23 protein-coding genes and 1 other annotated feature are annotated in these 25226 nt (G+C 39.2%); of the genes, 5 read left to right on the forward strand and 18 right to left on the reverse strand.

The genetic code is table 11. The annotated features are described in order from the left end of the window. Positions 1–15 precede the first annotated feature (15 nt). From ACSU6B_RS06950 to ACSU6B_RS07005, 12 genes are all read right to left on the reverse strand, one after another. On the reverse strand, positions 16–588 hold the full coding sequence (locus ACSU6B_RS06950; RefSeq protein ID WP_088089149.1) for a Maf family protein: 573 nt from the start codon (positions 586–588) through the stop codon (positions 16–18). 206 nt (positions 589–794) lie between these two features. Next, entirely contained in the window at positions 795–1880 is a 1086-nt protein-coding gene (locus tag ACSU6B_RS06955; protein WP_410883865.1) for an SPOR domain-containing protein, read from the reverse strand. Positions 1881–2013: 133 nt separating this feature from the next. Then, positions 2014–2796 carry a pilus assembly protein PilO gene (locus tag ACSU6B_RS06960; protein ID WP_410883868.1) on the reverse strand — a complete coding sequence of 261 codons (783 nt, stop codon included), beginning with the start codon at positions 2794–2796 and terminating at the stop codon, positions 2014–2016. Next, positions 2793–3665 (reverse strand): PilN domain-containing protein, encoded by an 873-nt coding sequence (locus ACSU6B_RS06965; protein WP_410883870.1) that lies wholly within the window; start codon positions 3663–3665, stop codon positions 2793–2795. Before ACSU6B_RS06965 ends, ACSU6B_RS06960 begins: the two co-directional genes overlap by 4 nt. Next, positions 3665–4651 carry a type IV pilus biogenesis protein PilM gene (gene pilM, locus ACSU6B_RS06970; protein ID WP_410883872.1) on the reverse strand — a complete coding sequence of 329 codons (987 nt, stop codon included), beginning with the start codon at positions 4649–4651 and terminating at the stop codon, positions 3665–3667. The genes ACSU6B_RS06965 and pilM overlap by 1 nt, the downstream gene beginning before the upstream one ends. A 16-nt stretch (positions 4652–4667) precedes the next feature. Beyond that, positions 4668–5426, reverse strand: a complete 759-nt coding sequence (locus tag ACSU6B_RS06975) for a prepilin peptidase (protein WP_410883874.1) — start codon at positions 5424–5426, stop codon at positions 4668–4670. Continuing rightward, entirely contained in the window at positions 5426–5932 is a 507-nt protein-coding gene (locus ACSU6B_RS06980; protein WP_410883876.1) for a type II secretion system protein, read from the reverse strand. Before ACSU6B_RS06980 ends, ACSU6B_RS06975 begins: the two co-directional genes overlap by 1 nt. Positions 5933–6066: 134 nt before the next feature. Next, positions 6067–7284 (reverse strand): type II secretion system F family protein, encoded by a 1218-nt coding sequence (locus ACSU6B_RS06985; RefSeq protein ID WP_410883878.1) that lies wholly within the window; start codon positions 7282–7284, stop codon positions 6067–6069. Continuing rightward, positions 7277–8326 (reverse strand): type IV pilus twitching motility protein PilT, encoded by a 1050-nt coding sequence (locus ACSU6B_RS06990; protein WP_410883880.1) that lies wholly within the window; start codon positions 8324–8326, stop codon positions 7277–7279. The genes ACSU6B_RS06985 and ACSU6B_RS06990 overlap by 8 nt, the downstream gene beginning before the upstream one ends. A gap of 12 nt (positions 8327–8338) precedes the next feature. Next, the gene (locus ACSU6B_RS06995; protein WP_410883882.1) at positions 8339–10000 is read right to left on the reverse strand and encodes a GspE/PulE family protein; all 1662 of its coding nucleotides are present in this window, start codon (positions 9998–10000) and stop codon (positions 8339–8341) included. 15 nt (positions 10001–10015) lie between these two features. Beyond that, positions 10016–11344 (reverse strand): G5 domain-containing protein, encoded by a 1329-nt coding sequence (locus ACSU6B_RS07000; protein ID WP_410883884.1) that lies wholly within the window; start codon positions 11342–11344, stop codon positions 10016–10018. A 73-nt stretch (positions 11345–11417) separates the two neighbouring features. Further along, positions 11418–12218: a hypothetical protein gene (locus ACSU6B_RS07005; RefSeq protein WP_410883886.1), complete on the reverse strand. Its 801-nt coding sequence runs from the start codon at positions 12216–12218 to the stop codon at positions 11418–11420. Between the two features lie 228 nt (positions 12219–12446). Between ACSU6B_RS07005 and ACSU6B_RS07010 the strand changes: the two genes are divergently transcribed. Genes ACSU6B_RS07010 through ACSU6B_RS07020 form a run of 3 tightly spaced genes read left to right on the forward strand, consistent with a single transcriptional unit; the run spans position 12447 to position 14593 of the window. Then, positions 12447–12902 (forward strand): type IV pilus modification PilV family protein, encoded by a 456-nt coding sequence (locus ACSU6B_RS07010; RefSeq protein ID WP_410883888.1) that lies wholly within the window; start codon positions 12447–12449, stop codon positions 12900–12902. 12 nt (positions 12903–12914) lie between these two features. Continuing rightward, complete coding sequence (locus ACSU6B_RS07015; protein ID WP_215000874.1) at positions 12915–13382, forward strand: PulJ/GspJ family protein; 468 nt, start codon at positions 12915–12917, stop codon at positions 13380–13382. Continuing rightward, a complete protein-coding gene (locus ACSU6B_RS07020) occupies positions 13379–14593 on the forward strand; it encodes a hypothetical protein (protein WP_410883890.1) in 1215 nt (404 codons plus the stop codon). The genes ACSU6B_RS07015 and ACSU6B_RS07020 overlap by 4 nt, the downstream gene beginning before the upstream one ends. 371 nt (positions 14594–14964) lie before the next feature. Here the strand turns inward: ACSU6B_RS07020 and ACSU6B_RS07025 are convergent, their stop codons facing one another. After that, positions 14965–16287, reverse strand: coding sequence for a bifunctional folylpolyglutamate synthase/dihydrofolate synthase (locus ACSU6B_RS07025; RefSeq protein WP_410883892.1), 1323 nt, complete (start codon positions 16285–16287; stop codon positions 14965–14967). Between the two features lie 247 nt (positions 16288–16534). Beyond that, positions 16535–19177, reverse strand: coding sequence for a valine--tRNA ligase (locus tag ACSU6B_RS07030; protein WP_410883896.1), 2643 nt, complete (start codon positions 19175–19177; stop codon positions 16535–16537). 51 nt (positions 19178–19228) lie between these two features. Next, positions 19229–19465, reverse strand: a binding site (T-box leader). A 165-nt stretch (positions 19466–19630) separates the two neighbouring features. Between ACSU6B_RS07030 and ACSU6B_RS07035 the strand changes: the two genes are divergently transcribed. Beyond that, positions 19631–19822, forward strand: a complete 192-nt coding sequence (locus ACSU6B_RS07035; RefSeq protein WP_168245236.1) for a hypothetical protein — start codon at positions 19631–19633, stop codon at positions 19820–19822. Between the two features lie 20 nt (positions 19823–19842). Here the strand turns inward: ACSU6B_RS07035 and ysxE are convergent, their stop codons facing one another. Together ysxE and spoVID are read right to left on the reverse strand one after the other, a co-directional pair. Further along, a complete protein-coding gene (gene ysxE / locus ACSU6B_RS07040; protein WP_410883898.1) occupies positions 19843–20886 on the reverse strand; it encodes a spore coat protein YsxE in 1044 nt (347 codons plus the stop codon). A gap of 126 nt (positions 20887–21012) precedes the next feature. Beyond that, complete coding sequence (gene spoVID, locus ACSU6B_RS07045; protein ID WP_410883900.1) at positions 21013–22323, reverse strand: stage VI sporulation protein D; 1311 nt, start codon at positions 22321–22323, stop codon at positions 21013–21015. 106 nt (positions 22324–22429) lie between these two features. On the opposite strand from spoVID, the gene ACSU6B_RS07050 reads away from it, so the two are divergent. Then, entirely contained in the window at positions 22430–22831 is a 402-nt protein-coding gene (locus tag ACSU6B_RS07050; protein WP_410883902.1) for a hypothetical protein, read from the forward strand. 106 nt (positions 22832–22937) lie between these two features. On the opposite strand, the gene hemL is transcribed toward ACSU6B_RS07050, so the two are convergent. Both hemL and hemB read right to left on the reverse strand, forming a co-directional pair. Next, positions 22938–24224, reverse strand: a complete 1287-nt coding sequence (gene hemL / locus ACSU6B_RS07055) for a glutamate-1-semialdehyde 2,1-aminomutase (RefSeq protein ID WP_410883904.1) — start codon at positions 24222–24224, stop codon at positions 22938–22940. Between the two features lie 19 nt (positions 24225–24243). Continuing rightward, entirely contained in the window at positions 24244–25224 is a 981-nt protein-coding gene (gene hemB, locus ACSU6B_RS07060; protein ID WP_410883906.1) for a porphobilinogen synthase, read from the reverse strand. Positions 25225–25226 lie beyond the last annotated feature (2 nt).

A 25226-nucleotide genomic window follows, 5' to 3' on the forward strand; every position in this document is an offset into this window, starting at 1 on the left:
ATGAACTAAAAAAGTTTAATACGGCAACTGGTAGCCAGCCTTTTTCAATTCTCTTATTGTTCTTGAAACAGGCAGACCGACAACCGCAAAATAGTCTCCATTTATTTTTTTGACAAGCATACTTCCGAGCTGCTGAATGCCATATGCACCTGCTTTATCAAGCGGTTCACCACTTTTTACATACGCCCGTATTGAGTCGTCAGTTAACTCCCAAAACCAAACTTCTGTTCTTTCATAAAACGTTGTTGTACCTGTTGGAGACACAATCGAAACTCCAGTAAAGACATCATGCTGCTTTCCTGACAAGCTTTTTAACATCGTAAATGCTTCTGCTTCATCTGCAGGCTTTCCTAAAATTTGATTATCCGCCACAACTATTGTGTCCGAGCCAATCACAAAGGCGTTCTGGTTTTCTTTAAAAACCGCCTGGGCCTTTCGGTCGGCTAACTCCATCACTACTTCTTTAGGAGAGAGAGCTGGGTCAAAACTTTCATCAACTTCACTACTTGAAATCGCGAATGTTAAACGGAGAGTTTCTAGAAGTTCTTTTCGCCGTGGAGAAGAAGAGGCTAAAATGAGGTTCTGCATTCGATCACCTTACCTTTTGGTACGTATTAGGGAGATACAATTCAATCGTATCAGAAATTGTAGTAGCAAACAATTTTTATACGAAAAAAATTTTGATGGAATTTGTAAAATTATGCAGAATAATTCTTTTTATGACATATAAAAAGGCCTATCCAGATTCGATAGGCCTTATTTCCCGGAAAATATCGAGCTTTGTCAGATATTGATTACTTTGAAAAATACAACGACATGAAGTTTAGTAAGTGCTGTTGGGCATCACTAAGATTCCTTTCGGATTTTGATTCTTGAAATGCCTTTAGCTTCTCGTTCGCACTAACTAATTCTGCTTTTAGATCTTTTAACTTTTTGTTTTTAACACTACTCTTTAATTGTTCTTCAATCTCTAGGAGGGCCTTGCTGGAATCCTCAGAAAGCGACTTGGTCAGGAGAGCAGTCGAAGATGTAAGAGATAACGTTTGATACATGGTCGGTACAGCTTTTAAAAAGGTTTTTTCTTTTTCACTAACACCGGTAAACTTCTGTTCATCTAATAACAGCGGCTTGGCAAACACATCCTCAATTCCATTTTCTTTATATTGAGCCCCAAGTTCTTTAGCCGCTTCGATGGAATCCGCAACACCAAGGAATAAAAAGTACTTGCCATCCATTTCAACGGTTTGGGATGGTATGCCTTTCGAGTCTAAATTAGAAGATGTCTCCTTGGCACCAGCTTCCGATGAAAAAACTCCGCCCTGAATGACGTAAGCTGTTACTTGGGATATAGCTGCTGACGAGTTCTTGCCCTCCGTAGTTTTGGTTTCAGTGGTGCTAGCAGGCTTGTCAGTGACTACTGTAGGTTCGGTTACAACAGTCTTGTCAGTTGGAGTAGTTATCACTAACTTTAGCATCACAACCCCGATCGTGGTTCCGATAAGGATGGCGAAGACGGCAGAAATTAAAATGGTTCCTAACGGCCGGCCATTTTTCTTTTTTGAATTAGATGAACTGGATGAAAAGGTTGTTATTTTGGGAAGGGCAGATTTTTTGCCACCTTGACTTGGTACAATTTTAAACTCCTCTATGTCATTTTCGGAGGATTCAGGAATAATCCAATCAAAACTTTCGTCGACAGACTCTTGTGCTGCCGCTGTCTCCATTAAGTTATCCGATTCTGAGAGATTCGAATTTATTTTTATCACTTTAGGAATGGGGTCGATGCTGGCTTCGACTTCTTTTGGAGGAACATCCAGATGGGGCGGGTTTTCTCCATTTAATTTGATCTTGATTGTATTGCCTTTATTAGGCTTGTCCACTAAACCGTACTCCTCTCTCTACCACGGGTAATTTGTTCCATCCTATCATAAAGGCAAAAAAAAATAACAAGACTTTTGTCGTCTTGTTATCGTAGACTTTCGCCAAATTATTTACAGTTTACGATGGTGTTAATTATGGCTGCGCCCCGGTCGTGGCAGAAAACTGACTTAGTGGATTGTTTTTACCAGCTGGTGCGGGTGCATCAATTTTTGGAAGCTCTGCGGCTAAGTCTGTTAAACTCGGCATGTAGAAGGCAGAAATTGTCAGACTATAGGATAATGGCTCATCTTCTTGTTCTAAACTGGTGATCTCTTGCCCGCCTGAATAACTTATCGATTCAACCACGACAATGCGGTTTAAAGATTCTAATGTATCAATAAACTTCTCTAAATCTTCATAGCTTGGTGATTCCACACTCAACGAAACGGTAAGCTTCTTCAAACCCGCAATTTGGGCAGAAGCGGTTTGTTGTGCCGCTGTGTCCTGATTGGCAGTGGCTTGACTAGTATCAGCTTGATTCGTTGTAGTTTGTTGACCATTTGCATTTTCGGCAGTTGCTTGGTCAGCGGTAGTATTTACATCCGCGTCTTTTGAAAAACCCATCGAACTAATTTTACTTTTTGAAAGGTTTTCTGCCTTTTCTAAGTCTAAGATCAATTGTTCCTGTAACGGCTTGACAGGTAATTTCTTCTGTAATTCCCGCGTATCTACAGTCGTTTTTTTCGTATCTTCAGCCTTTTTCTGACTAACGATTTCCAACAGCTTTTGTTCGGACTCAAGCGACTGCTGCTTGTTCGCTAAATCTGATTTTAAAGGTGAGAGTTGAAAGAACTGAGCATAAACAAGGAATAAGACTACTAAAAGAGTTACGATCCCAATTATTAGGCTTTGTCTTTTTGAGAAACGGAGCTTCATGAACCAGTCACTCCTTCCTCATTCTTGTTGCTCTTTTTAATATTCTTTTTAACCACTTCTTTATCGAGTTTTATTTCAAACTGACCTGTATAGCGAGGAAGTATATTATCGCTTACCATTTTACTTTCGCTACTAGTTGAAGTCGTGGTTGAATTGTTGACAGTACCTGTAGTTGCTGTCGTGTTCGACGTATTGGTTTGAACACCAGTTCCAGTTGTTCCTGCAGCTGAATTCGTTTGACTATTCGTATTTGGAGTTGAACTTTGGTTAGTAATCGTTTGGTCCGAATTAGCTGTGTTGGTTTGGTTCGTTGTTTGAGTCGTTGAATTGGTTGCATTTGTTTGGCTAGTCGACGTTGTTGCACTAGCATTATTACCTGCCGATTCTGTGATTGAGGCTGCTGCTAGTGAGCTTAAGCTTGCTTCCTCGATCCATTTTGATTCATTTAGATTATCTAAAAAGTACGCAGCTTCTCTAGCACTATCAAATTGAACGGTTAACGAGATTGTCCCAGCTTCTGTATAGGCAAAGCTCTGGATAAAGCCACGCTCAGGTAATAATGAAGTCAGATGGCGCATGACAGGAATGGTCTGAATCGGATAATCGTTGGCCCAGTCAATTGCACTCTTTAATTGGCTAACAGAGCTAGTAGCATCAGCTGTTTCTGTACTTTTATTTTCTTTTTCAGCAATCTTTTTTGTCATCGAGATTTGTCTATCTAAAGACGCAATATTACTCTTAGCAGTATGGGTTTGCCAAATGTAATAGGCGCCAGTAAGTAACAATAAGGCAACTAAACACGATAAAGTTATAATAAAGCCGATTTTTTTCGGTTCCTTTTGGGGAAGCAGGTTAATTTCTACTAACATTATTGCACCCCTTTTAACGCGAGACCTAAAGGTAGTAATAGACTAGGAGGCAGACTATCTTTCTTTCCGGGTTCGAGAGAAATCATATCGACAGGGACGTCAAATCGCTCTTTCATTTCATCATAGATCACTGTAAGCATTGGATGGTCACCGTTCAATAAAAACTTGGTGATATCACTTTTTTCATTGTTAAGTGTATAGCGGTAAAAGTCGCTTAACTTATTAATTTCTCTAAAAATATCCTCAAATTGAATCCCTAACTCTTCTGTATTACCTGTATACTTAAATGCCAATTTGCCAGCCCTGTCAACCTTTACATCCCATAGATCAACATTAAATGGGATAGCAAATTGACGCATAACAAGGGGAACATTTTGTTCAAATATAGATAAATTGACACTCGTCAAATCAAATTGAACAGAGAAAAGGACTTCATTTGTACTAGTTTGATCAAGTTGATGATACAAGCGGTACAGTGCAAGCGGAGAAATATCTGCAGCAATCGGGTTAAGCTTTAGTTTAGAAAGTAAATTTACATACTCCATTACCTGCTGCTCCGGTGCTACAAATAAAAGTAAATCCCTTGTTTTGCCATTACTTTCTAATGAATAAAAATCAAAGACCGGTTCTTCAAACGGTAAGTGGATACTCGAACCAAGTTCTAAATACAGGTAGCCCTGAATTTCATCTTCCTGAATTTCAGCAGGAATCGAAACTTTCCGGATGATTACGAGCGGGTCTGGTACTAAAAAGCGAACTTTACGTCTTTGAATCTTCCATTCTCCAATACACTCTTCTAAAATATTTGCCAAGGAATCGATATCAGTAATTTTCCCATCACTTATAATGCCTGGTGGGAGGAAGCGTTCGCACCATCTTTGAGCAGCAGGTGGATTCGCCTGTTTTAATTCAAGCAGACGAATCGAATGATCATTCAAAACGAGATTAATTATTCGGTTTTTAGATGTAAACAGGGAAAAAGCCATATAAAAAACCCCTTAGTTAAAATACTTGATTAAGGAAATGTAGATACAAATTAATTAAATCCGATCCCCAATAATACGCTGTTAATGTTCCGGCAGCAATAAATGGTCCAAATGGAATAGGCTGTCGTCTTTTGACAATCCTAAAAAGTAATGCCAAACCGCCAATAACAGCACCGAACAATGTGGAAAGAAAGAAGGACAAAAGTACTAGTTTAAACCCTAATACCAATCCAAGTAAGGCATAGAGTTTAACGTCCCCCCCACCCATCCCACCATTGCTAACGACAGCAATGAGTAAAAGGAGGATGAAACCTGTGACTGCACCGAGAATACTGTCCCACCATGGGTTTAGCGGCCAAATGATCCGTTCCAATAAAAAAATCCCTGCAAACCAGATCAAAATTTTATCAGGGATAAGCATATAGTGAATATCTGAAACAACGATAATCATAAACAAGGAGATTAGTGTTAGTGCAACTACTAATTCTCCTGACCATCCAATAACTAATGGTGCAGTCATAAACAGTAATCCAGTAAGCAATTCAAAAAATGGATAGATTGGAGAAATCCGCGACTGACAGCCGCGGCATTTTCCCCTTTGTAGCAAGTATGAAATTACCGGAATAAGTTCATATGGTTTCAATTGATGACCGCATGCTGGACAAGAAGAGCGCGGTTTTACAATAGATTGTTTTAATGGAATTCTAATTCCTACGACGTTAAAAAATGAACCTAAAATTATGCCATAGATTATTAAAAAAAATTCTACTAACATTATTTTAGTGTTACATCGCCTCTCACAAGTGTAGATACATCTTTATAACTATTAGTGGCTCCAATATAGTCTGTAGGAGAATCTCCTTGTGAAACTAGGTAAATTTTATATACATTTTTATACTTTTTAGGATTAAAAGATGCATTGTTATTGCTACTATCTTTTAGCTCTACCCTTTCAACTGACACTTTTGAATTATCAAGGTTATAATTTTTACCACTCGGGTCCTTTATATCTTCTAAATATCCATTACTAATCAATTCTTGAACTGGGAAAGATATTAATGCTGAAATGTCTTTCTTTTCATCAGCAACGTAAATTTTAGCTGAATTAGCAATTTGTTGAGCATTTGCAATGTGAGCATCTTGTTTTGAATGGTCAATTATACTTAAAATTGACGGAACTGCAATTGCAGCGATAATCCCTAAAATAACGATAACTGCAAGTAATTCGATTAATGTAAAACCTTTTTGATCTTTAAACTTATTTTTTAAAATTTGAAACATTAATTTCATCTCCCTATATGGTTCTATGAACCTAGTAATATTGTCTCTTGTAGTATACATTAATTGACAAAGGAAAGAAAAGAATTTTTTGGTATTTTGTCCAATATCCTCAATATTTTTGTTTTCTTGTCATACTATTGATTCATCTGTTGAAATTGGTCGAACATGCTAAACATTGGAACCATGATAGACGTGACTATAGTCCCAACTAAACCTGCCAAAAAAACTATCATAATTGGTTCGATTAACGATTTTAACCGATCTGTACCATTCTCTACTTCTTTTTCATAGAATTCTGCAATTTTTGATAGCATCGCGTCAAGTGCTCCCGTTTCCTCCCCGATAGCAATCATTTGAGTAACTAAAGGCGGAAAGGCCCAGTGTCTTTGCATCGGATCCGTCATGGAACGACCTTTCTCTAGTGAATCACGTGACTCTCGAATGACCTTTGCTAGGACTTCATTTTCGACTACTTTCTCAACAATGGACATTGCTTGTAGAATTGGAACGGAGCTTGAGAACAATGAGCTGAGTGTTCTCATCATTCGAGCAAGCGCTGCTTTTTGTAGTAAATTACCAAATATCGGCATCTTCAATATAAAAAAATCAAAATAATATTTTGTTTGGTTATTTTTTTTAAGATACGTAACTAAAAAGACAATGGCAAAAATCATCAGTATTACAATCCACCAAAACGACTGCATAAAGCCACTTGCTGATAGGACGAATTTTGTAATTGCGGGCAGTTCCCCGCCCATATCGTCAAACATCGAAACAAATGTTGGTACAACGGCAACAAGTAAGAAAATTACTACAATGATAGCGATAATTCCAACTGCTATCGGATAGGAAAGAGCGGAAACTATTTTTTGCCGTGTGTAGTGTTGTTTTTCAAAATGCTCAGCCAAACGATCAAGCGTTTCGTCTAAATTCCCGCTGATTTCTCCTGCTTTAACTAGGTTAATAAACATTTGATTAAATATTTTCTTGTGTTTAGCCACAGCTTCTGAAAGAGGATTACCTTCCCGCATCTCCTGTTCCACATCTAGTAAAGCTTTCTTTAAGGCTTTGCTCTCGGTTTGTAAAGCTAAGATGGCTGTTGCATCGACAACAGTTACGCCAGCCTTAATTAAAGTCGAAAATTGTCTTAAGTAAATAACAAAATCCTGAAGTTTCACTGGAGTTCCAATTGTTAGATCCTTTGTCATTAGAGTCTCTGGCACTTGGGTCATTTCAATTACCCTAATTCCCTCTTCTTTCAGCTTTTCCATCGCTTCTCGCTTGGAAGCTGCGTTCACGGTGCCCTGCCGTTTTCCTTTTCGATCACGTCCAGCGTATTTAAATCTAGCCATTCATCATCATCTTTTCATGTAAGTACTGTGATGCCGCTTCTTTTTGAATTAGGTTACGCTCAAGAAGGTCCTTAATACTCATTTCAAGTGTATGCATCCCTTGGGCTCGGGAGGTTTGCATCGTGCTTTGAATTTGGTGTACCTTTTCATTTCTAATCAGGTTGGCAATTGCAGCATTGTTGACCAATATTTCAGTGGCTGCTTTTCTACCCTTTTTATCACTAGTAGGGAATAACCGTTGCGAAATTACCCCTACTAAGACAGACGCTAATTGAATTCGGATTTGAGACTGTTGTTCTGACGGGAACACATCGATAATCCGATTTATTGTTGTTGGTGCACTAGACGTATGAAGTGTTCCTAAGACAAGGTGCCCCGTTTCTGCTGCTGTAATTGCGATCGACATGGTTTCTAAGTCCCGCATTTCCCCTACAAGAATGACATCAGGGTCTTGACGAAGGGCAGCCTTTAAACCACTTGCGTAGTTATTTGTGTCAAAGCCGACTTCACGCTGATCAATAATTGAATTTCCATGTCGATGAAGATATTCAATTGGATCTTCTAAGGTAATAATATGTTTCCTCATCGTTCTGTTCATGTAATCAATCATCGAAGCTAAGGTAGTTGATTTCCCGCTTCCTGTTGGTCCTGTAACAAGTATAAGGCCTTGGGGTTTTTCGACCAATTTTGAAACAATATCTGGCAAGTTTAATTCCTCAATCGATGGAACCTTTGAAGCAACTACCCTTAGCGCAATTGACACGCTTTTCCGTTGATGGTAGGCGTTGACACGGAAACGAGAACTGCCTGGTACACCATAGGAGAAATCAAGTTCACCTTTTTCAATAAATAAATCCCACAAATGCTCTGGAATAATTGCTTTTGCCATACCTTCTGTATCAACAGGGAATAATTTCTCGGTTCCATACCTTCTTAAGTCACCATTGATCCGCATGACAGGAGGAACACCGACGGTTAAATGAACATCAGATGCTTTATATTCAATTGAAGCTCGTAATATTGCGTCAATTTTTTCTTTCATTTTAATGCTCTCCTACTCCAGAATTGCTACTTTTAATACTTCCTCGGTCGTAGTTAAACCTTGTTTTACTTTTAGTAAGCCATCATCAAGTAAAAAGATGGTTTTATTTTTATTAGCCAATTCCTTCATCTTTTGAAACGATTCGCCGTTCATCATTGCCCGGCTCATCTCGTCATTTATGACCAACACTTCTTGAAGAGCAAGCCTGCCCTTATAGCCTGTCATACTGCAGGATGAACACCCTTTTCCTCGTGTGATTTTGTCAATCTTCATCCCACGCTTGGCAAAAATCTCAATCTCACGCTTTGATGGTTCTTGAGTCTCCGCACAATCCCGACATACTTTTCGGACAAGGCGCTGAGCAACAATACCGCTTAAAGATGAAGCTAGTAAAAATGGTTCTACCCCCATATCAATCAGCCGGGTAACTGTCCCGATTGAATCATTTGTATGAAGGGTACTTAAAACTAAGTGACCCGTTAACGATGCACGTATCGCGACCTCAGCTGTTTCTTTATCACGGATTTCTCCAACCATGATAATGTTCGGGTCTTGACGAAGAATCGATCTAAGTCCGGCTGCAAAGGTCATGCCAACATTCGGGTTTACCTGAATTTGATTGATCCCTTCCAATTGATATTCAACTGGATCCTCAACCGTAATTATGTTAACTGCTTCACTGTTAAGCCTATTTAGCGCTGCATATAAGGTCGAAGATTTTCCTGACCCTGTTGGACCCGTAATGAGGACAATACCTGTTGGCTTTTCAATCATCTCAGAGAATCTCTTCATATTTAAGGAATTGAAACCAAGTTTGCTTAAATCATTTAAAGTCGATCCCATGTCTAAGAGACGCATAACGATCTTCTCACCGTAAACAGTTGGTAGCGTTGAAACACGGAGATCAACAGGATGAAAGTCGAGATTCAGCTTTATTCGTCCATCCTGAGGTACTCTATGCTCAGTGATATCAAGATTAGACATGATTTTAATTCTAGCGGTTAATACGCTTTGCATGTTACGTGGAAGGATTCGTTCATTCCGTAAGACACCATCCACTCGGTAACGGACAACTACCTTTGTCTCTTGTGGATCGATATGAATATCACTAGCTCTCTGAATGACAGCATTGATCAAAATTTGATTAACCAAACGAACAATCGGTGAATTTTGATCGGTTACATCCTCATTTCTGTCCCGATCATTAAGTGGAAGTTCGTCTAGTAATTCATCGAGTCCATCATCAACATCATAATATTTATTAATGGTACGGAGAATATCAGCCTTCGTAGCAATGGCGGGCTCAATATGAAAACCTGTCGACAAACGTAAATCGTCAATCACGATAAAGTCCATTGGATTTGCCATCGCTACAAAAAGTTTATTTCCATCCCTTTTTAACGGAATGATTAGATTCCTTTTTGCTGTTTCTTTTGTGATAAGTGAAAAAAGATTGGTATCAAATGGATAGTGAAACAGGCCGACATGTGGAATTCCAAGTTGATACTCAAGGACTTCAACTAATTGCTGTTCTGTTAAATATCCTCTTTGTAAAAGAGCATCTCCAAGTTTTTGAGCAGCATCTTTTTCATCTAAAGTGGTCTGGAGTTGCTCAGGAGTAATCAGTCCTTCTTCAATTAACAAATCACCAAGTTTTTTTCGTGCTTGCCTCATTTTACATCCCTGCTTTTATTTTGGTTGTTCATTTGGTTTTCCCCAGAGGTCATTATCTGTAGATTCCTGCTGGGTAATATCTGAAGTTGTCTTCGTTTGATTTGCATCAGGACTGGTTGTATCGACAATCTGGTTACTGTTATCAACCCGATTACCAGATGTATCAGTAGTTTGGGGAGTTTTTTGTACGCTTCCAGCAAGACCATGAATTTCAATCCGATAGGTTGGGGGATAATAATCCTCAGATACTAATTCGGTCTTTAGGGATTGGCCTCCTTGATAGACTTCCCGATAAACCTTAATAATTTGACCCTGTTCACCATTTGTTTGTACCTTTGTTTTTCCAGGTAGAAGCAAAGGGCTATATTGAATGATTGTTTTAGGTACTAACTTTTGTTCGTCCTTTGTGGTTATTTGATATTTATAAATTAACTTTTCTCCGGTCAAAGTAACCTTCAATTGTTTATTTTCTAAGGTAAGTTTAAGAATATACTTCGCCTTATTTGGATTTGCTATCACTAAATCGGCCTTTTTAGTTAAATTAACTTTAGCTTCGAATCCCAAACTCGAATAATTCGGCAAAGAGCTGCCAATGTTTCTTTCCACAATTTTAAAATTTGAAGGTAAGATCGCTTGATAAATTCCAGTGGCAATCACATTTAGTGAATCCGGATCTTCAATTTTTTGTTTTCCAGCAAAATCTAAAAGTGAAAAAGTCGATCCTTCTGAAATTTCAATTTTAGGGTTTTTATCAATTACAGTTTGCAAAGCAAACGGAACTTCATTCATGGTGATTACTGCTGTATTTAAGACAGCATCCTTATTGATATGACCTGCAAGTAAGAAGTCATGATGAAGGTCTAAGGTCTGTGAACGGGATTCGAATAGTCCAGCTGTTGAATTTAAGTTAGTCGTAAGCTTTTCTAAGTCAAAATCACTTGTTTTTAATTGAGGAAATAAAATCTCTAGTTGTTCTTCCACTTGTAATTTATCTATGGTAATAAAAGCAGAATTTTTTTCTCCACCCTTGATTGAATGGACTGTTTGCTCGGAATAAAGATGGAATTGGTTTAAATCAAAGGGAACTGTTTTTTCCCCATACTGCAGTTCAATGGATGTATCTTTAAGCCAAGAGACGTACTTTTCCTCTAACAAACTTTTTGCTTCATCTTCAGTCTTACCTGAAACATCTAATGCACCGATCGCAGTACCATCAGAGAATTTCCCGTCTGCATTTATTATTTTCTCAAATGCTTTAGCGCCATAATGGGAGAAACTAAATATAAATGCCGTACAAAAAAGTAAAACAACAAACAATTTGATCATTTGCTGATTCTTGCCCAAAATATCTGCCTCCCTTCAAACACACACATTATACTTCAACATGAAATCTATTATATTTAACAATTATTATTAGTTACTTTTGTAAACTAACCTTTTCCTTCGGTACAATTTCATCTAGGATATCATCTCGTTCTGAAGCTACTTCTTTTTGCGCGAGAAGAAAATCGAATAGAGAGTCATCTATTGGCTCTTCTTCCTCATCAAGTTGTACAGGGAATTTCTTTTCTACCTTGATAGGCGAAAGTTCATGAATTTCTTCAAGCAAATCCTCTTGCACCATTTTTTCTTCAATCTCCAGTAAACTCTCAATATCTAATACATAGTCGTTTTCCTTGTTGTTATCTTTATTTTGCTCGTATTCTTCTACTTCTGTATTTCTTTCTAAGAAAAATGAAAGATCCTCACCGATTGTTTCCGATTCATTAGCTGTTTTTTCTTCAATACCAGACATTACTGGAGAAGGAATTAATTCGCTCACTGCATCTTTTTCTTTATTAATATTTGATGAAATAGGTAACGCTAACTCTTCGTCAATTTTCACCAAATTAACATCTTTTAGACTTTCTATTTCGTAAACGGGTTTGTAATTCTCAAATTCCTCATCAAAAGCTTCACCAACGACAGAATTTTCATTGAAAATTAATGTCCCGATATGTTTATTCATAAAGTAAGATGCAAAAAAGATGAGAGCAAAAAGCATTAATGTTATCTCCCACAACGGTAAAATCGAAATAGCTGCAAGTCCACCAAGTGACAAGATAAAACTAGTTAAGACTAAAAGGAACTTCCCCTTAAAGGAGTAACCTAAAGGTAAAAAGGATATTATTAACATCAAAACAATCATAGAACTATTGGCCCATAAAATCATTTGCATTTATGCACTCCTCTTTATATAGTCTATTTATACTATTAAACTACATTTTTCATCAAGAAAGTAAGTTTTTTATTGATTTCTATAAAAATCAGACAAAATTCGCCTACTAAATATTGTATAATACTTTTAAGTCATTTAATAGAAGATGAAAAATATTTATGGGTAGAAATTACTAAATATTTTTAATTCTATTTGTACAAATTTGCTATCATTAAGGAACTGATCGAAATGAAATTTATTCAAAATGAAAAAGGTGTTACGCTTATAGAGGTTCTTGTATCCATTGTTCTTCTCTCAATAATCTTTTTATCTTTTATGAGTTTTTTCCCACAAATGGGCCTAATGAATAATCAAAATCAAGATAAAGCGAAAGCCATTAACATTGCTAAAGAAGTTCTTGTTAATTGGCAAGAATCGAGTGATGTGAAATGGTTTCTGGTTAAAACGGATCAAGTCACTGGTTTTACACCAACAGAACCGAAAGTGGCTTATAGCAGGTTCGCCTATGATGTTAACTATTATAATTTCGAAACAACTAAAGATAATTACGACGTTAATATTAAAATTAATAGGTTTCCTGAAACAAGTTCAAGATTATCAAGTATCAATTCGATTGTTGTTCAACTGTTAGATAAAAAGAATAGACATGTCGTTAGTGAAACATTCGGATATGTTAAAAGATAGGAAATGAGATATATGAAGAGAACAGAAAATGGTTTAACACTAATTGAAGTACTTGTTACTCTTTCAATTCTTTCCTTTATAGGTATTATTGCTTGGAGTGTTTTTTTTCAAGGCTATAATTTTTCGCAAAAAGCAATCTCAAAAAACTCAATGATTCAAGAAACCAATCTCTTAATCACCAACTTAAATAAGATTCACCAAACGATGATTAAGTACGAATTTAAAAGTGAAAATTGTGAAATCAAAGTTACAAATCTAAATTCTACTCCTCAACAAACTCAAATATTTAATCATTCAAATATATGCTTTAAAATACTTGAAATTAATGCAGTGCTAGGTCAGGGACCAAAAACAGTGGAACCAAATAAAACCGCAAATGATGTGTCTTTAAAAATTAGTGCAAGTGATAAGAACAATCCACAAAACAGCATAACTCAAGATACTTTTCTTTATCGAATGAAGGGTGCTGATTATCAATGAAGAATTTAATGAAGAATGAACGAGGATATGCACTTGTAACGGTATTATTAATCATAACCGTTTTTATGGTTGTTTTCCTCTCCTTCATGGGGCAAGCTTTTAGCAGTGTGAAACAAAATCAGGTTGTAGAGAAGAAATCTCGTTCGGTTGCCGCAGCTGAAGCGGGGATTTCGTATTACCAGGTTGATGTTCAAAAAACTTTTGAATCTAAACAGCAATTGGTAAGTGATTACATTAGGGATCGACCAGCGCTAATTCAGGACTTTAAAAAGGAAGCTGCTAAAAAAATGGCAGAAGTACTTCAAGGAACACCCATTGCCACTCCTACAAATGCACCATATCGTATGAGCAATTATGTTGTAACTGCAGACCCTGTTCAGAGCTCGAGTAAAGTAATTATTAGTTTCAATGTTGTAGGCAGCGATAACGGTAAAGAATCCACCCTTATTACAAAAATGACCATCGACTTTGCTTCTATCATTAATCTAGCAACACTGGATACCAATAACAATTACGTGTTGCCAACATTCGAGACGGTTAAACTCACATCAGGATGTACCACGTTAGCTTGTAATGAGGTATATATAAACGGTAATGGAGATTTTTCAGGTAATAATAATATAAACGATAACCAAACAATTTTCACTACAGGTACACTAACTTTTGATGGAAATGGTAACGAAAATAATATAACGAATGTTAAAATCCATTCTGATGGTGCATTTACTAATAACAAAAACATGAATAGCGCTGCCAATGTTATTATCGAAACAAAAGGTGATGCTAAATTCATGCAAAATGTAAAAATAAGTGGAACATCAAAAATACTAGTAAATAAAACATTGGATGTTGACCAAAATTTGGAGCTAGCGAATAATTCTTTTGTGTATGTTGGAGGTACAGATGCTCCGACAACTGATATTAATTATAAGATCGCAACCATTGATAATAACTTAAATATTTTCTCTTCCTCAAAGATGTGTGTAAAAGGAAATTTATCAGCTAAAATGATTGATGTTGCATCGTCAAGTAATCCGCCAAGTAAGTTATATGTATTAGGAAAAGTGTGGGAAGACGGTACGTTAAAAACTAATTATACAGTTGATATAGACACATTTACTAGAGAGTGTGGATCACTAATACCGCCAGAATTCAAAATTAAATGGGGTGACAATGTTAATACAATAATAAATTCAGTTGAATATAATTAAACCCAAATATAAGGTGTGACCGTAGTTGAAATAAACAACTCGACCACACCTTTTTTTAACAAGAAGAATACTCCGCCACCCGATTCCTACCAGCCCTTTTCGCCACCCATTGGATTAAAAAAATAAGCATCTCATTAATGACAATTGGCATGGATGCAACCACACAGGTTAATAACAAAAATGCAAAAATATCTAACAAATGTCCAGTGAAATTGGGAGGATATGCCTTATAGATGAACCAGGTTCCTGCAGGGACAAACAAGAGCTAGGCAAGAAAAATAGCATTCTTGAAGCTCGGTTTTACGTTCATGCTTATCCTCCTCTCAGTCTTATTTAAATATAATTATTTTACCATCATAAAAATTAACTTGTCATAAAGAATTTATCGTATTTTTCAAACAGTTAGTCAAAAATGGTTTTACCTCTGAAATAAAGTAGAGGGAACCCGTTATGACTAACATGCTGTTGTTATCTATATTTTGGATCTCTTCTATAAGAAAAGGACCCCAGTCATTGACTGCCAATTTGTTGGGTGATTGGCTAATTTTGAGTAATTCTTCCGCTTTTGCTGCACGTGGAAAATCGAAGCTGACAAAGGTAAGTTGGGAAGCCAATTGGTCCAGCTTGGCAATCATTTGATCAAGTTTTTTATCCGATAGCGCGGCAAACACGATCTGAATACTGCGATTTTGATATCTAGTACTTAATTCGTGTGTTAGAGCGGAAATTCCCTCGTCATTATGGGCCCCATCAATAATCACAAGTGGACTTTCAGAAACGATTTCAAATCTCCCTGGCCAGTACGCCTTTTTTAAGCCCGTACGAATAGATTTCTCTGTAATCAGGAATGAACCTTTTTGATTTAAAAATTGGGCGGCCATGACAGCAAGTGCGGCATTTTCTGTTTGATGCTGACCGATCATCCTGATTTCTAATTGGGCGATGGGTTGAGGTTGAGTGATGACATCAAACACTTCACCATTAGAAAGGGATTTATGAGCACTAATCGAAAATTCCTGATTTAAGCGGTAAAGAGGTGCTTTTTTCTTATTTGCTTGGTCCTCAATTACCTCGATCGCCCCTGGATGTTTGACAGCCGTAAAAATGGCGGTATGCTCTTTAATTATCCCTGCTTTTTCAAAAGCAATTTCCTCATAGGTGTTGCCGAGGATGTTCGTGTGATCAAGACCGATATTGGTAATGATCGAGGCTAATGGCTGGATGATATTCGTTGAATCAAATCGACCGCCTAGACCGACTTCAAAAATGACAACGTCAACCTTGTTCATAGTTGCGAAATAATGGAACGCCATCGCGGTGATGACTTCAAACTCAGTCGGCCCGCCAAGCTCTGTTTCTTCTAATTCGTCCGCCAATGGGCGAATGATATTTGCTAGTTGGAGCAGCTCCGCATCTGATATGGCTTTCCCATTTACACTAATCCGCTCATTGAACTGTTCAATATAGGGCGAGGTGAAGGTACCCACTGAATACCCACCTGCTTCAAGAATTGAACGCAGAAAAGTAACGGTGGAGCCTTTACCATTTGTACCGCCAATATGAACCGTCTTCATTTTCGTTTCTGGATTACCAAGCTTGTCCATCATCCATTCCATCCGCTTTAACCCCGGCTTGATTCCCAGCCTTAACCGCGCATGAATCCATTCTAGGGCTTCTTTATATGTAGCAAACATTCGTAACACCCCATCTATATTTTAATGTTTGATTAATATTTACTTCTAAAGTGGAATCTATTTTTTGATTCGCTGATAAAATCCAATTTTCGCTGATATATTAGACGTTTCCGCTGATATATTCCTGAAAACCGCTGATAAATTGTAATCTCTGGCATATTTGCATCAAACATGTTGATATTGTTTTCAATGTCTTAGTAATAAGGCGAGACGAATCCTCAGAGAATTCGCCTCGCCAAACTAATTATTACCCTCTTAATTCTTTAATTCGTGCTTCGACAATCGCTCTTTTTTCGCGATAATCATCTTCCTTGGCACGCTCTTCGGCTACAACACTATCAGGTGCCTTTTTCATGAAGCCTTCATTGCTTAGTTTCTTCTGAACTCTGTCGACTTCTTTATTTAAGCGTTCAAATTCTTTTTCCAGTCGGGCAATTTCTTCATCAATGTTAATCAAGCCTTCAAGCGGCAGGATGATTTCTAATCCAGTAATCACGGCAGTCATTGCTTTTTCAGGCGTATCAAGTTCAACACCCATTTGTAATTCTTCTGGATTACAGAAGCGTTCTATATAGCCGCGGTTATTCTCGATAGCTTTGAGAACTGTTTCATCCTTCGCTTTAACAAGCATTTTGATTTTCTTACTCATTGGTGTGTTTACTTCAGCACGAATATTCCGAACCGCGCGAATCATCTCGACGAGCAGTTTCATTTCTTGAGCTGCTTGGTCATCAGAATGAGCTGGATTTACTTCAGGCCAAGCTGCAGTCGTAATTGATTCACCTTGGTGAGGAAGGTTCTGCCAAATTTCCTCGGTGATAAATGGCATGAATGGATGCAATAATCGCATTGTTTGATCTAATACATGTGCCAGAATCGAACGAGTTGTTTTCTTCGCTGCTTCATCTTCACCATATAGCGGCAATTTCGCCATTTCAATATACCAATCACAGAAGTCATCCCAGATAAAGTTGTATAATGCACGGCCCACTTCACCAAATTCATAACGGTCAGATAGTCTTGTCACATGTTCAATCGTTTCATTTAAACGTGTTAAAATCCACTTGTCAGCAACCGATTTTTCCCCGCTAAAATCAATCTCTTCGTAGGTCATTCCGTCCATATTCATTAACGCGAAACGGGAGGCATTCCAAATTTTATTGGCAAAGTTCCAAGTTGACTCTACTTTTTCAAAGCTGAAGCGTAAATCTTGACCAGGTGAACTTCCTGTTGACAGGAAATAACGCAATGCATCAGCACCGTATTTTTCGATGACATCCATTGGATCGACACCGTTTCCAAGTGACTTACTCATTTTGCGTCCCTGTTCGTCACGAACGAGACCGTGGATGAGAACATCTTTAAATGGTCGTTCCCCTGTAAACTCGATGCTTTGGAAAATCATTCTGGATACCCAGAAGAAGATAATATCATAGCCTGTTACTAAAACATCGGTTGGGAAGTAGCGCTTGTAATCGTTCGCTTCAGTATCAGGCCAGCCCATGGTTGAAAAAGGCCATAGCGCGGAGCTGAACCATGTATCAAGTACGTCTTTATCCTGCTCCCAGTTCTCAGCGTCTGCCGGTGCTTCTGTACCAACGTATACTTCACCTGTTTGCTTGTGGTACCAAGCTGGAATTCGGTGACCCCACCAAAGCTGTCTCGAAATACACCAGTCGCGGATATTCTCCATCCAACGTAAGTAGGTCTTTTCAAACCGGTCTGGGACAAAGTTTACTTTTTCATCTTTACTTTGCAGGGCAATCGCTTCATCTGCGAGAGGCTGCATTTTAACAAACCACTGGGTGGAAAGATACGGTTCAACAACTGCACCGCTTCGTTCGGAGTGCCCTACGGAATGCGGATGCTCTTCAATTTTGAAAAGAACACCTTGTTCCTGCAAGTCCTTAACGATTTGCTTACGGCATTCAAAACGGTCGAGTCCTTTATACTTGCCAGCTCTATCATTCATCGAACCGTCTTCGTTCATTACGAGAACTCGCTCTAGATTATGACGATTACCCACTTCAAAATCGTTCGGGTCGTGTGCTGGCGTAATTTTTACCGCACCAGATCCGAATTCCATATCCACATAGTCATCACCAACGATTGGAATTTCACGGCCAACAATTGGGAGGATAACAGTTTTGCCAATCAGGTGCTTGTAGCGGTCGTCTTCTGGATGAACAGCAACCGCAGTATCACCAAGCATCGTCTCAGGACGGGTCGTAGCCACTTCAATCTGTCCAGAACCATCGGCAAGCGGATAACTCATATGATAAAAAGCACCTTGAACATCTTTATAAATGACTTCAATGTCGGATAGAGCTGTTTTAGTGGACGGATCCCAGTTAATAATATATTCACCGCGGTAAATGAGACCTTTTTTATAAAGGGTAACAAACACCTCTTTAACGGCATCAGATAAGCCTGCATCCAGCGTGAAACGCTCGCGGCTATAATCTAAGCCTAAGCCCAGTTTCGACCACTGCTGGCGGATATGGGAAGCATATTCTTCCTTCCACTTCCATGTTTCCTCAACGAACTTCTCTCTTCCTAGATCGTAGCGGCTTTTTCCTTCATTGCGAAGTTTTTCTTCTACTTTAGCTTGGGTAGCAATCCCAGCATGGTCCATCCCTGGCAACCAGAGAACGTCATACCCTTGCATCCGCTTCATCCGGGTCACGATGTCTTGAAGCGTTGTATCCCAGGCATGACCTAAATGAAGTTTCCCGGTAACGTTTGGCGGCGGAATAACAACTGTGTACGGCTCTTTGGCCTCATCGTTTTTTGCTTCGAAAAACTTACCCTTTAACCACCATTCATAACGGCCTTTTTCAATCGTTTGCGGATCGTATTTGGTAGGCATTGTTAGTTCCTTTGTTTCCATTGTAAAATTCCTCCTTTGATTCCTTTTCCACATAAAAAACCCCATTCGTCATAAAAGGACGAATGGAGTTTGCTTCGCGGTACCACCTTTTTTCCAATCCAAAAAACGGATTGGCACTTATGTAGATAACGGATTTAGTCCGTCTTCAACTATTAGGATTTTAAAAATCCGTTCGCAGAAGAAGCTCGTGGGCGACCTTCCGACTTTCTGCTTAGGAAAACTTCCAGCTAGTGATTTCCCTCTCTTGAAGCAGGTTTGTATCGTACTCTTCCCTGTCTTTGCTTATATAATTAAATTATATAGTTATACTACCGAAAAAAAGGGTTTGACGTCAATAATGATAACCACTTTTTTTATTTTTTATACTATATGCCGTTTTTTTGGAGAGTTCTCCGCACTTGTGGAATATACATAAAGAAAAATATATGCCAGATTTGTAAAGGGGGGTTGTCGATGAAAAGAAATTTCAATAAATTTAAATACCAACCCTGGTTTAGAACCTGTCGGAGAGTTTGCGCACAGTTAATTATTCCGTTTGTGATCTTCCAATTTATTCGAACACTCATCATTCCAACGTTTTTTGATATCTTATTATTAACAGTTTTTGTTGCCATAGCCGTGTCACTATATTTCGAAATCGTTTAAGGAGCCCATTTTGCAGATGATTACTGCGGCTGGGCTCCTTCTTTTGCTGCGGCGGCGGCTGCCTGCGCATCCATTTCGGTCATTCTCATGACGACATATTCGGAATTTTTCAAATGCCAGTAGCGGTGCTGCAGCTGACGGACATATTTTAATTCATTCTTTGGACGCGACTTTCGATAGTAGCTTTCTGCCACTTGAATGATTGGAATCGGAAGCGCTAAATAGCTGTAGAATAATAGCTTTTCATCTGCTTTAAATGGAAAGTATTTAAAGTAATGGTATACCCAGTCAATGGCTGTGTCGCTGCGCTTCGGGTTGGTATTTAAGGCACGTGATAAATAGGGAAGGAGATCGTGAATCGGTGAGCCGTAGTGAGCATTCTCAAAATTAATAAAATAACCGTACCCTTTATCATCATACAAGAAATGCTCGGGTGACAATTTTCCGTGCGTAATAACCATACGGGCCTTTTCATCGTCTTTCGTTTTTTCATACCATTCTTCAAATTTCGTTTTCGAAAATCGGAGCGCCTGGCTGATTTCATTGTAATAAAGGCAATATAACAATTCAAACGGCGACATATAGGTCTTTTTTTCACATTCGTCGATGAAGCCATCGAGAAATGCCTGTTGTTTTTCATGCTGTTGAATCGTCTTTTCATAGTGCTCAGTCCGCTCTTCTTTGTTCAAGGTAATTTCTTGGGCGGATAGGGTATGAAGACGAGCGAGTTCACGAAAAAGCTGTTGATCTTTTTGCTGCCGGTCTTCCTTGTGTTCATTCGACATCCACGGCATTAAGTAATAAAGATTGTTCTCGTGTAAGACCGCATACCTGCCGTCCATCGTAGGGTAAATGGGAACGATGCGATTATACCCTTTTTGGTAGAGAAGATGAACATGGCGAATGAAGTCGGTCCCGGTCGCAGGGTCGATTTTTTTTAAGGCAAACGTCCCTTTATTTGAATAAATCTTCTGAACGCTGCCGAAATCCTCTACAAAATGAGGCTCAACAAGGTAGTTTTTTAAGATGTGAGCAAATGTGTTTAGTTGATTCGGGTTACTCAAGAGTACTCAACTCACTTTCAAATATAAAAGCGTATGCGCCCGTTTAGCGGCGTATGGACTGGAGCACTTTGACTGTGTATGAAAAGAAGGTGAGCAGGTCAAAGTAACCCGCTCATCTTTTAATAATTATTTTTTTGTAAGGCTGCCGGGAATATATAATACTTGACCTTCAAATATGTCTTGGCTAAGTTCAAGATTGTTGATGCGCATGAGGTTTTGTACCGAAACATCATATCGATCTGCCACGCTGTTAACGGTATCACCCTTTTGGACGATACAAACTTTTACTTTCGCCTGGGCAGAACTTTCATCCTTCCTTGCAAAAAATTCAGTTAATGTCATGCTTTTCTTTTTTGGTGTTTTTTTCTTTTTTATATTCTTTGGTGGTGCTTCTTCATGTACGGAAGAGCTTTCCTCTGCTGGATTCACTTCTTCCTCAAACTGGACAGTTGAAGGTGGCGCTGGCTCTACTCCAACCACTTCTGGCTGGATGGTCTCAGCTGGCTGGCTAGCTTCACTTCTTGCTTCTTGGAAATTCCATGTAGGTTTGCTGGCTTCACTTCTTGTTTCTTCGAATTCCCAGGCTGGTTTGCTGGCTTCACTTCTTGCCTCTACGAAATCCAAGGATGGTTTATTGGCTTCACTCCTTGCCTCTACGAGATCCAAGGATGGTTTGCTGGCTTCACTTCTTGCCTCTACGAAATCCAAGGATGGTTGGTTAGCTTCTTCCTCAACGTCTTCCTGTGGTTGATAATTGAAGGTCGGAAACTTCGGTAAAATTTCCACACTCTCGTCTTCTTCTTGTGGTTTTCTTGCCTCAGCTTCAAACAAGAAGTTATCTTGGTAACTGCTATGAACTGATGCAAGTTCGTCTTCAATTTCCTCGTCATCTTCCTCAAAGAACTCAATTTCAGAGCGAGGGATAAGCTCAAGTTCAACTACTTCTTCCTGCGGTTGTTGTTGTTGCTTCTGTTGTTGCTCAATTCCGTATAAGCCGCTAATGGTCAGTTCAGCTGCTAGCTTGAGGCAGCTGCGCTCAGGAATCGAATAATCAAAGGATTCGACGAGGACATCGATATCATAGATACTTTGGATTCGATTATTGGGGATCGTGATATCGACAGGGAATCGATGTGAAAACTCACAGTTTCCTCCCTCTCGTGCATCGACCCTCTCTACAAACTTTTGCGATGTTACATTTTCATCTTCGTTTTCATTGGTAGGTTCGTAACTTTTATATTCGCCTGTGAGTTCTAGCGAACCTCTTATGGTTACGTACTGATCGTTTTCTTGGATGGTAATGTCTGGGTCTAGAGAAATGGAAACAAGCTCTTCGACTTCCTGTCCTTTTCTAAACCACAATGACTCCTCCAAAGAAAATCGTAGGCACGATTGATTCTCCTGAGACAAAGCGACTCCTCCTTTCGTTTCCTTCACTCAAAATCACTATGTCACTTACACTCTATGAACCAAGGCTTTTATTTATGATAAAAAAGAGAGTTTCGTCTGGAAAAGAATCGAAGTATTTAGGAATGGAGGGGGATTGGAGTTTTATTTAGGGGTGGGAGCTGGTTTGGGGTTTGGGTTTCGGATGGTGGGGGGGATGTATTGGGTGGATTCCGCCAAGTTGCGTTCGGATTCCGCTGAATTTCTGAATGATTCCGCCAAACTTGGACTTTATTCCGCCAACTTTAACAATAATTCCGCCAAAACTCGGATGATTTCCGCCAAACTGCTTTTTAGTTACCTATTTTTAGAGTACTCAGACCTTGATTTCTTTGATTTCCAGGGGATTGCTCTTCTTATAGTGAGGGCGGATTCCGCCAAGTTGCGTTTGGATTCCGCTGAATTTCTGAATGATTCCGCCAAACTCGGACTTTATTCCGCCAACTTTAACAATTATTCCGCCAAAACTCGGATGATTTCCGCCAAACCCCATTTTTGAGCTACTCTCGAATGTTATAAAAGCCGGTCCCCGAACTGCCTCAACTAATTAAGTTTCTAACTACACAAAAAAACACCCACCAAAAAAGTGGGTGCCGGGAACCATCTTATTTAAGCTTCGAAAAAGCAATCTCTGCTGCACGGATTGTCTTTTCAATATCCTCATCGGAATGCTCCGTAGATAAGAACAAACCTTCAAATTGTGAAGGCGGCAAGAAGATCCCTTGAAGAGCCATCTCGCGATAATAGGCTGCGAAGAATTCCAAATTGGATGATCTTGCTACCTCATAATTAATGACAGCTTCATTGGTAAAGAAGAAGCCAATCATCGAACCTGCACGGTTAAATGTTATTGGAATATCATATTTTTCAGCAGCAGCCTTAAAGCCTTTTTCCAGTAAGTCACCCTTACGGATAAACTCCTCATAATGTGCTGGTGTTAATTGGCTTAACGTTTCATAGCCAGCTGTCATTGCCAATGGGTTACCAGACAGGGTTCCTGCTTGATAAATCGGACCGCTTGGAGCAATTTGCTTCATGATTTCCGCTTTACCGCCATAAGCACCAACAGGAAGGCCGCCGCCGATTACTTTTCCAAGACATGTAATATCCGGAGTGATATTGAAATAGCCTTGTGCACAATTGTAGCCTACACGGAAGCCAGTCATTACTTCATCAAAAATAAGCAATGCGCCGTGATCGGAAGTAATTTCACGTAGACCTTCTAAGAATCCTGGCAGTGGTGGAACTAGTCCCATATTACCGGCCACAGGTTCAACGATAATACACGCGATATCGTCGCCAAATTGTTCGAAAGCAAACTTCACGCTCTCAAGGTCATTGTATGGCACTGTGATCGTATTTTTCGCTACACCTTCTGGAACACCAGGGCTGTCAGGTAAACCAAGTGTTGCCACGCCTGAGCCCGCCTTAATCAAAAGGGAGTCCCCATGACCATGGTAACAGCCTTCAAATTTCAAAATCTTATTCCGGCCCGTATAGCCTCTGGCTAAACGAAGCGCACTCATCGTTGCTTCTGTACCTGAAGATACCATCCGAATGACTTCGATTGATGGTACACGCTCAATGACAAGATTAGCTAGTTTATTTTCCATTAAAGTAGGTGCACCGAAACTTGTCCCAAGTTCTGCAACCTTTTTTAAGCCTTCTACCACACGGTCATTCGTATGGCCGAGGATAAGCGGCCCCCATGAAAGAACATAGTCAATGTATTCATTGCCATCTATATCATAGATTTTAGAACCTTTTCCTCTTTCCATAAAAATCGGGTCCATATTCACGGATTTAAATGCACGAACCGGGCTATTCACTCCGCCTGGCATGATGGTTTGGGCTTCTTTAAATGCTTCAATCGACTTCGTATAAGAACGCATTCTGTTCCCTCTTTTCAAATTATTGGTCTTCTTTTAACCAGCGAACTGCATCTTTGGCAGCATAAGTAATAATAAGGTCAGCACCTGCACGTTTCATACCCATTAACATTTCAAGAACCGTGTTTTTCTCATCAATCCAGCCGTTTTGGGCAGCGGCTTTAACCATTGCATATTCTCCGCTTACATTGTAAATAACAATCGGTAAATTAAAGGTATTTTTCATATCACGAACAATGTCAAGGTATGGCATACCCGGTTTCACGATTAGGAAATCGGCACCTTCCTCCACATCGGATTCTGCTTCTCTAAAGGCTTCCATCCGGTTAGCAGGGTCCATTTGATAGGTCTTGCGATCGCCAAATTGCGGCGCACCTTCCGCAGCTTCACGGAAAGGTCCGTAGAATGCCGATGCATATTTTACGGCATAAGACATGATCGGAATCTCTGTAAAGCCTGCTTCATCCAATCCCGCACGGATCGCCGCAACAAAGCCGTCCATCATGTTAGATGGCGCAATAATGTCTGCACCTGCTTTCGCTTGAGCAACTGCAGTTTTTACAAGCAATTCAAGTGACTGATCATTTAGAACCTTCTCCCCTTCAACTACTCCGCAGTGCCCATGGCTAGTATACTCACAAAGACATGTATCCGCAACGACAATGATCTCTGGGTATTTTTCTTTGATAAAACGGGTCGCCACCTGGACAATTCCATGGTCATGAAAGGCTTGCTCACCGCATGCATCTTTCGTTTTTGGAATCCCAAATAGGAGAACGGATTTAATTCCATGGGCAACAATATCTTCCATTTCAGCTTCCAAATGATCCATCGATACTTGGTATACTCCAGGCATGGATGAGACTTCCTTGCGAATATTCTCACCTTCATAAATAAATAACGGATAAATAAAGTCCTCCGCTTTTAAGTGATTTTCTCTAACAAGTGAGCGCATGCTCGCACTTGAGCGTAAGCGGCGATGACGTTTAAATTGAAGTTCCATTT

It is taken from the genome of Neobacillus sp. C211 (assembly GCF_051842875.1).
In the GTDB taxonomy this organism is placed as follows: Bacteria; Bacillota; Bacilli; order Bacillales; family Cytobacillaceae; genus Neobacillus.

Excerpts from the sequence above, each read along its gene's own strand:
- ACSU6B_RS07035 (WP_168245236.1), top strand. The coding sequence starts at position 19,631 with ATGAAAAGAAATTTCAATAAATTTAAATACCAACCCTGGTTTAGAACC.
- ACSU6B_RS06980 (WP_410883876.1), bottom strand. The coding sequence starts at position 5,932 with ATGTTTCAAATTTTAAAAAATAAGTTTAAAGATCAAAAAGGTTTTACA.
- pilM (WP_410883872.1), bottom strand. The coding sequence starts at position 4,651 with ATGGCTTTTTCCCTGTTTACATCTAAAAACCGAATAATTAATCTCGTT.
- ACSU6B_RS07010 (WP_410883888.1), top strand. The coding sequence starts at position 12,447 with ATGAAATTTATTCAAAATGAAAAAGGTGTTACGCTTATAGAGGTTCTT.
- ACSU6B_RS06985 (WP_410883878.1), bottom strand. The coding sequence starts at position 7,284 with ATGGCTAGATTTAAATACGCTGGACGTGATCGAAAAGGAAAACGGCAG.
- ACSU6B_RS06995 (WP_410883882.1), bottom strand. The coding sequence starts at position 10,000 with ATGAGGCAAGCACGAAAAAAACTTGGTGATTTGTTAATTGAAGAAGGA.
- ACSU6B_RS07025 (WP_410883892.1), bottom strand. The coding sequence starts at position 16,287 with ATGTTTGCTACATATAAAGAAGCCCTAGAATGGATTCATGCGCGGTTA.
- ACSU6B_RS06950 (WP_088089149.1), bottom strand. The coding sequence starts at position 588 with ATGCAGAACCTCATTTTAGCCTCTTCTTCTCCACGGCGAAAAGAACTT.
- ACSU6B_RS06975 (WP_410883874.1), bottom strand. The coding sequence starts at position 5,426 with ATGTTAGTAGAATTTTTTTTAATAATCTATGGCATAATTTTAGGTTCA.
- hemL (WP_410883904.1), bottom strand. The coding sequence starts at position 24,224 with ATGCGTTCTTATACGAAGTCGATTGAAGCATTTAAAGAAGCCCAAACC.
- ACSU6B_RS07005 (WP_410883886.1), bottom strand. The coding sequence starts at position 12,218 with ATGCAAATGATTTTATGGGCCAATAGTTCTATGATTGTTTTGATGTTA.
- ACSU6B_RS06960 (WP_410883868.1), bottom strand. The coding sequence starts at position 2,796 with ATGAAGCTCCGTTTCTCAAAAAGACAAAGCCTAATAATTGGGATCGTA.
- hemB (WP_410883906.1), bottom strand. The coding sequence starts at position 25,224 with ATGGAACTTCAATTTAAACGTCATCGCCGCTTACGCTCAAGTGCGAGC.
- ACSU6B_RS06965 (WP_410883870.1), bottom strand. The coding sequence starts at position 3,665 with ATGTTAGTAGAAATTAACCTGCTTCCCCAAAAGGAACCGAAAAAAATC.
- ACSU6B_RS07015 (WP_215000874.1), top strand. The coding sequence starts at position 12,915 with ATGAAGAGAACAGAAAATGGTTTAACACTAATTGAAGTACTTGTTACT.
- ACSU6B_RS07020 (WP_410883890.1), top strand. The coding sequence starts at position 13,379 with ATGAAGAATTTAATGAAGAATGAACGAGGATATGCACTTGTAACGGTA.
- ACSU6B_RS06990 (WP_410883880.1), bottom strand. The coding sequence starts at position 8,326 with ATGAAAGAAAAAATTGACGCAATATTACGAGCTTCAATTGAATATAAA.
- ACSU6B_RS07030 (WP_410883896.1), bottom strand. The coding sequence starts at position 19,177 with ATGGAAACAAAGGAACTAACAATGCCTACCAAATACGATCCGCAAACG.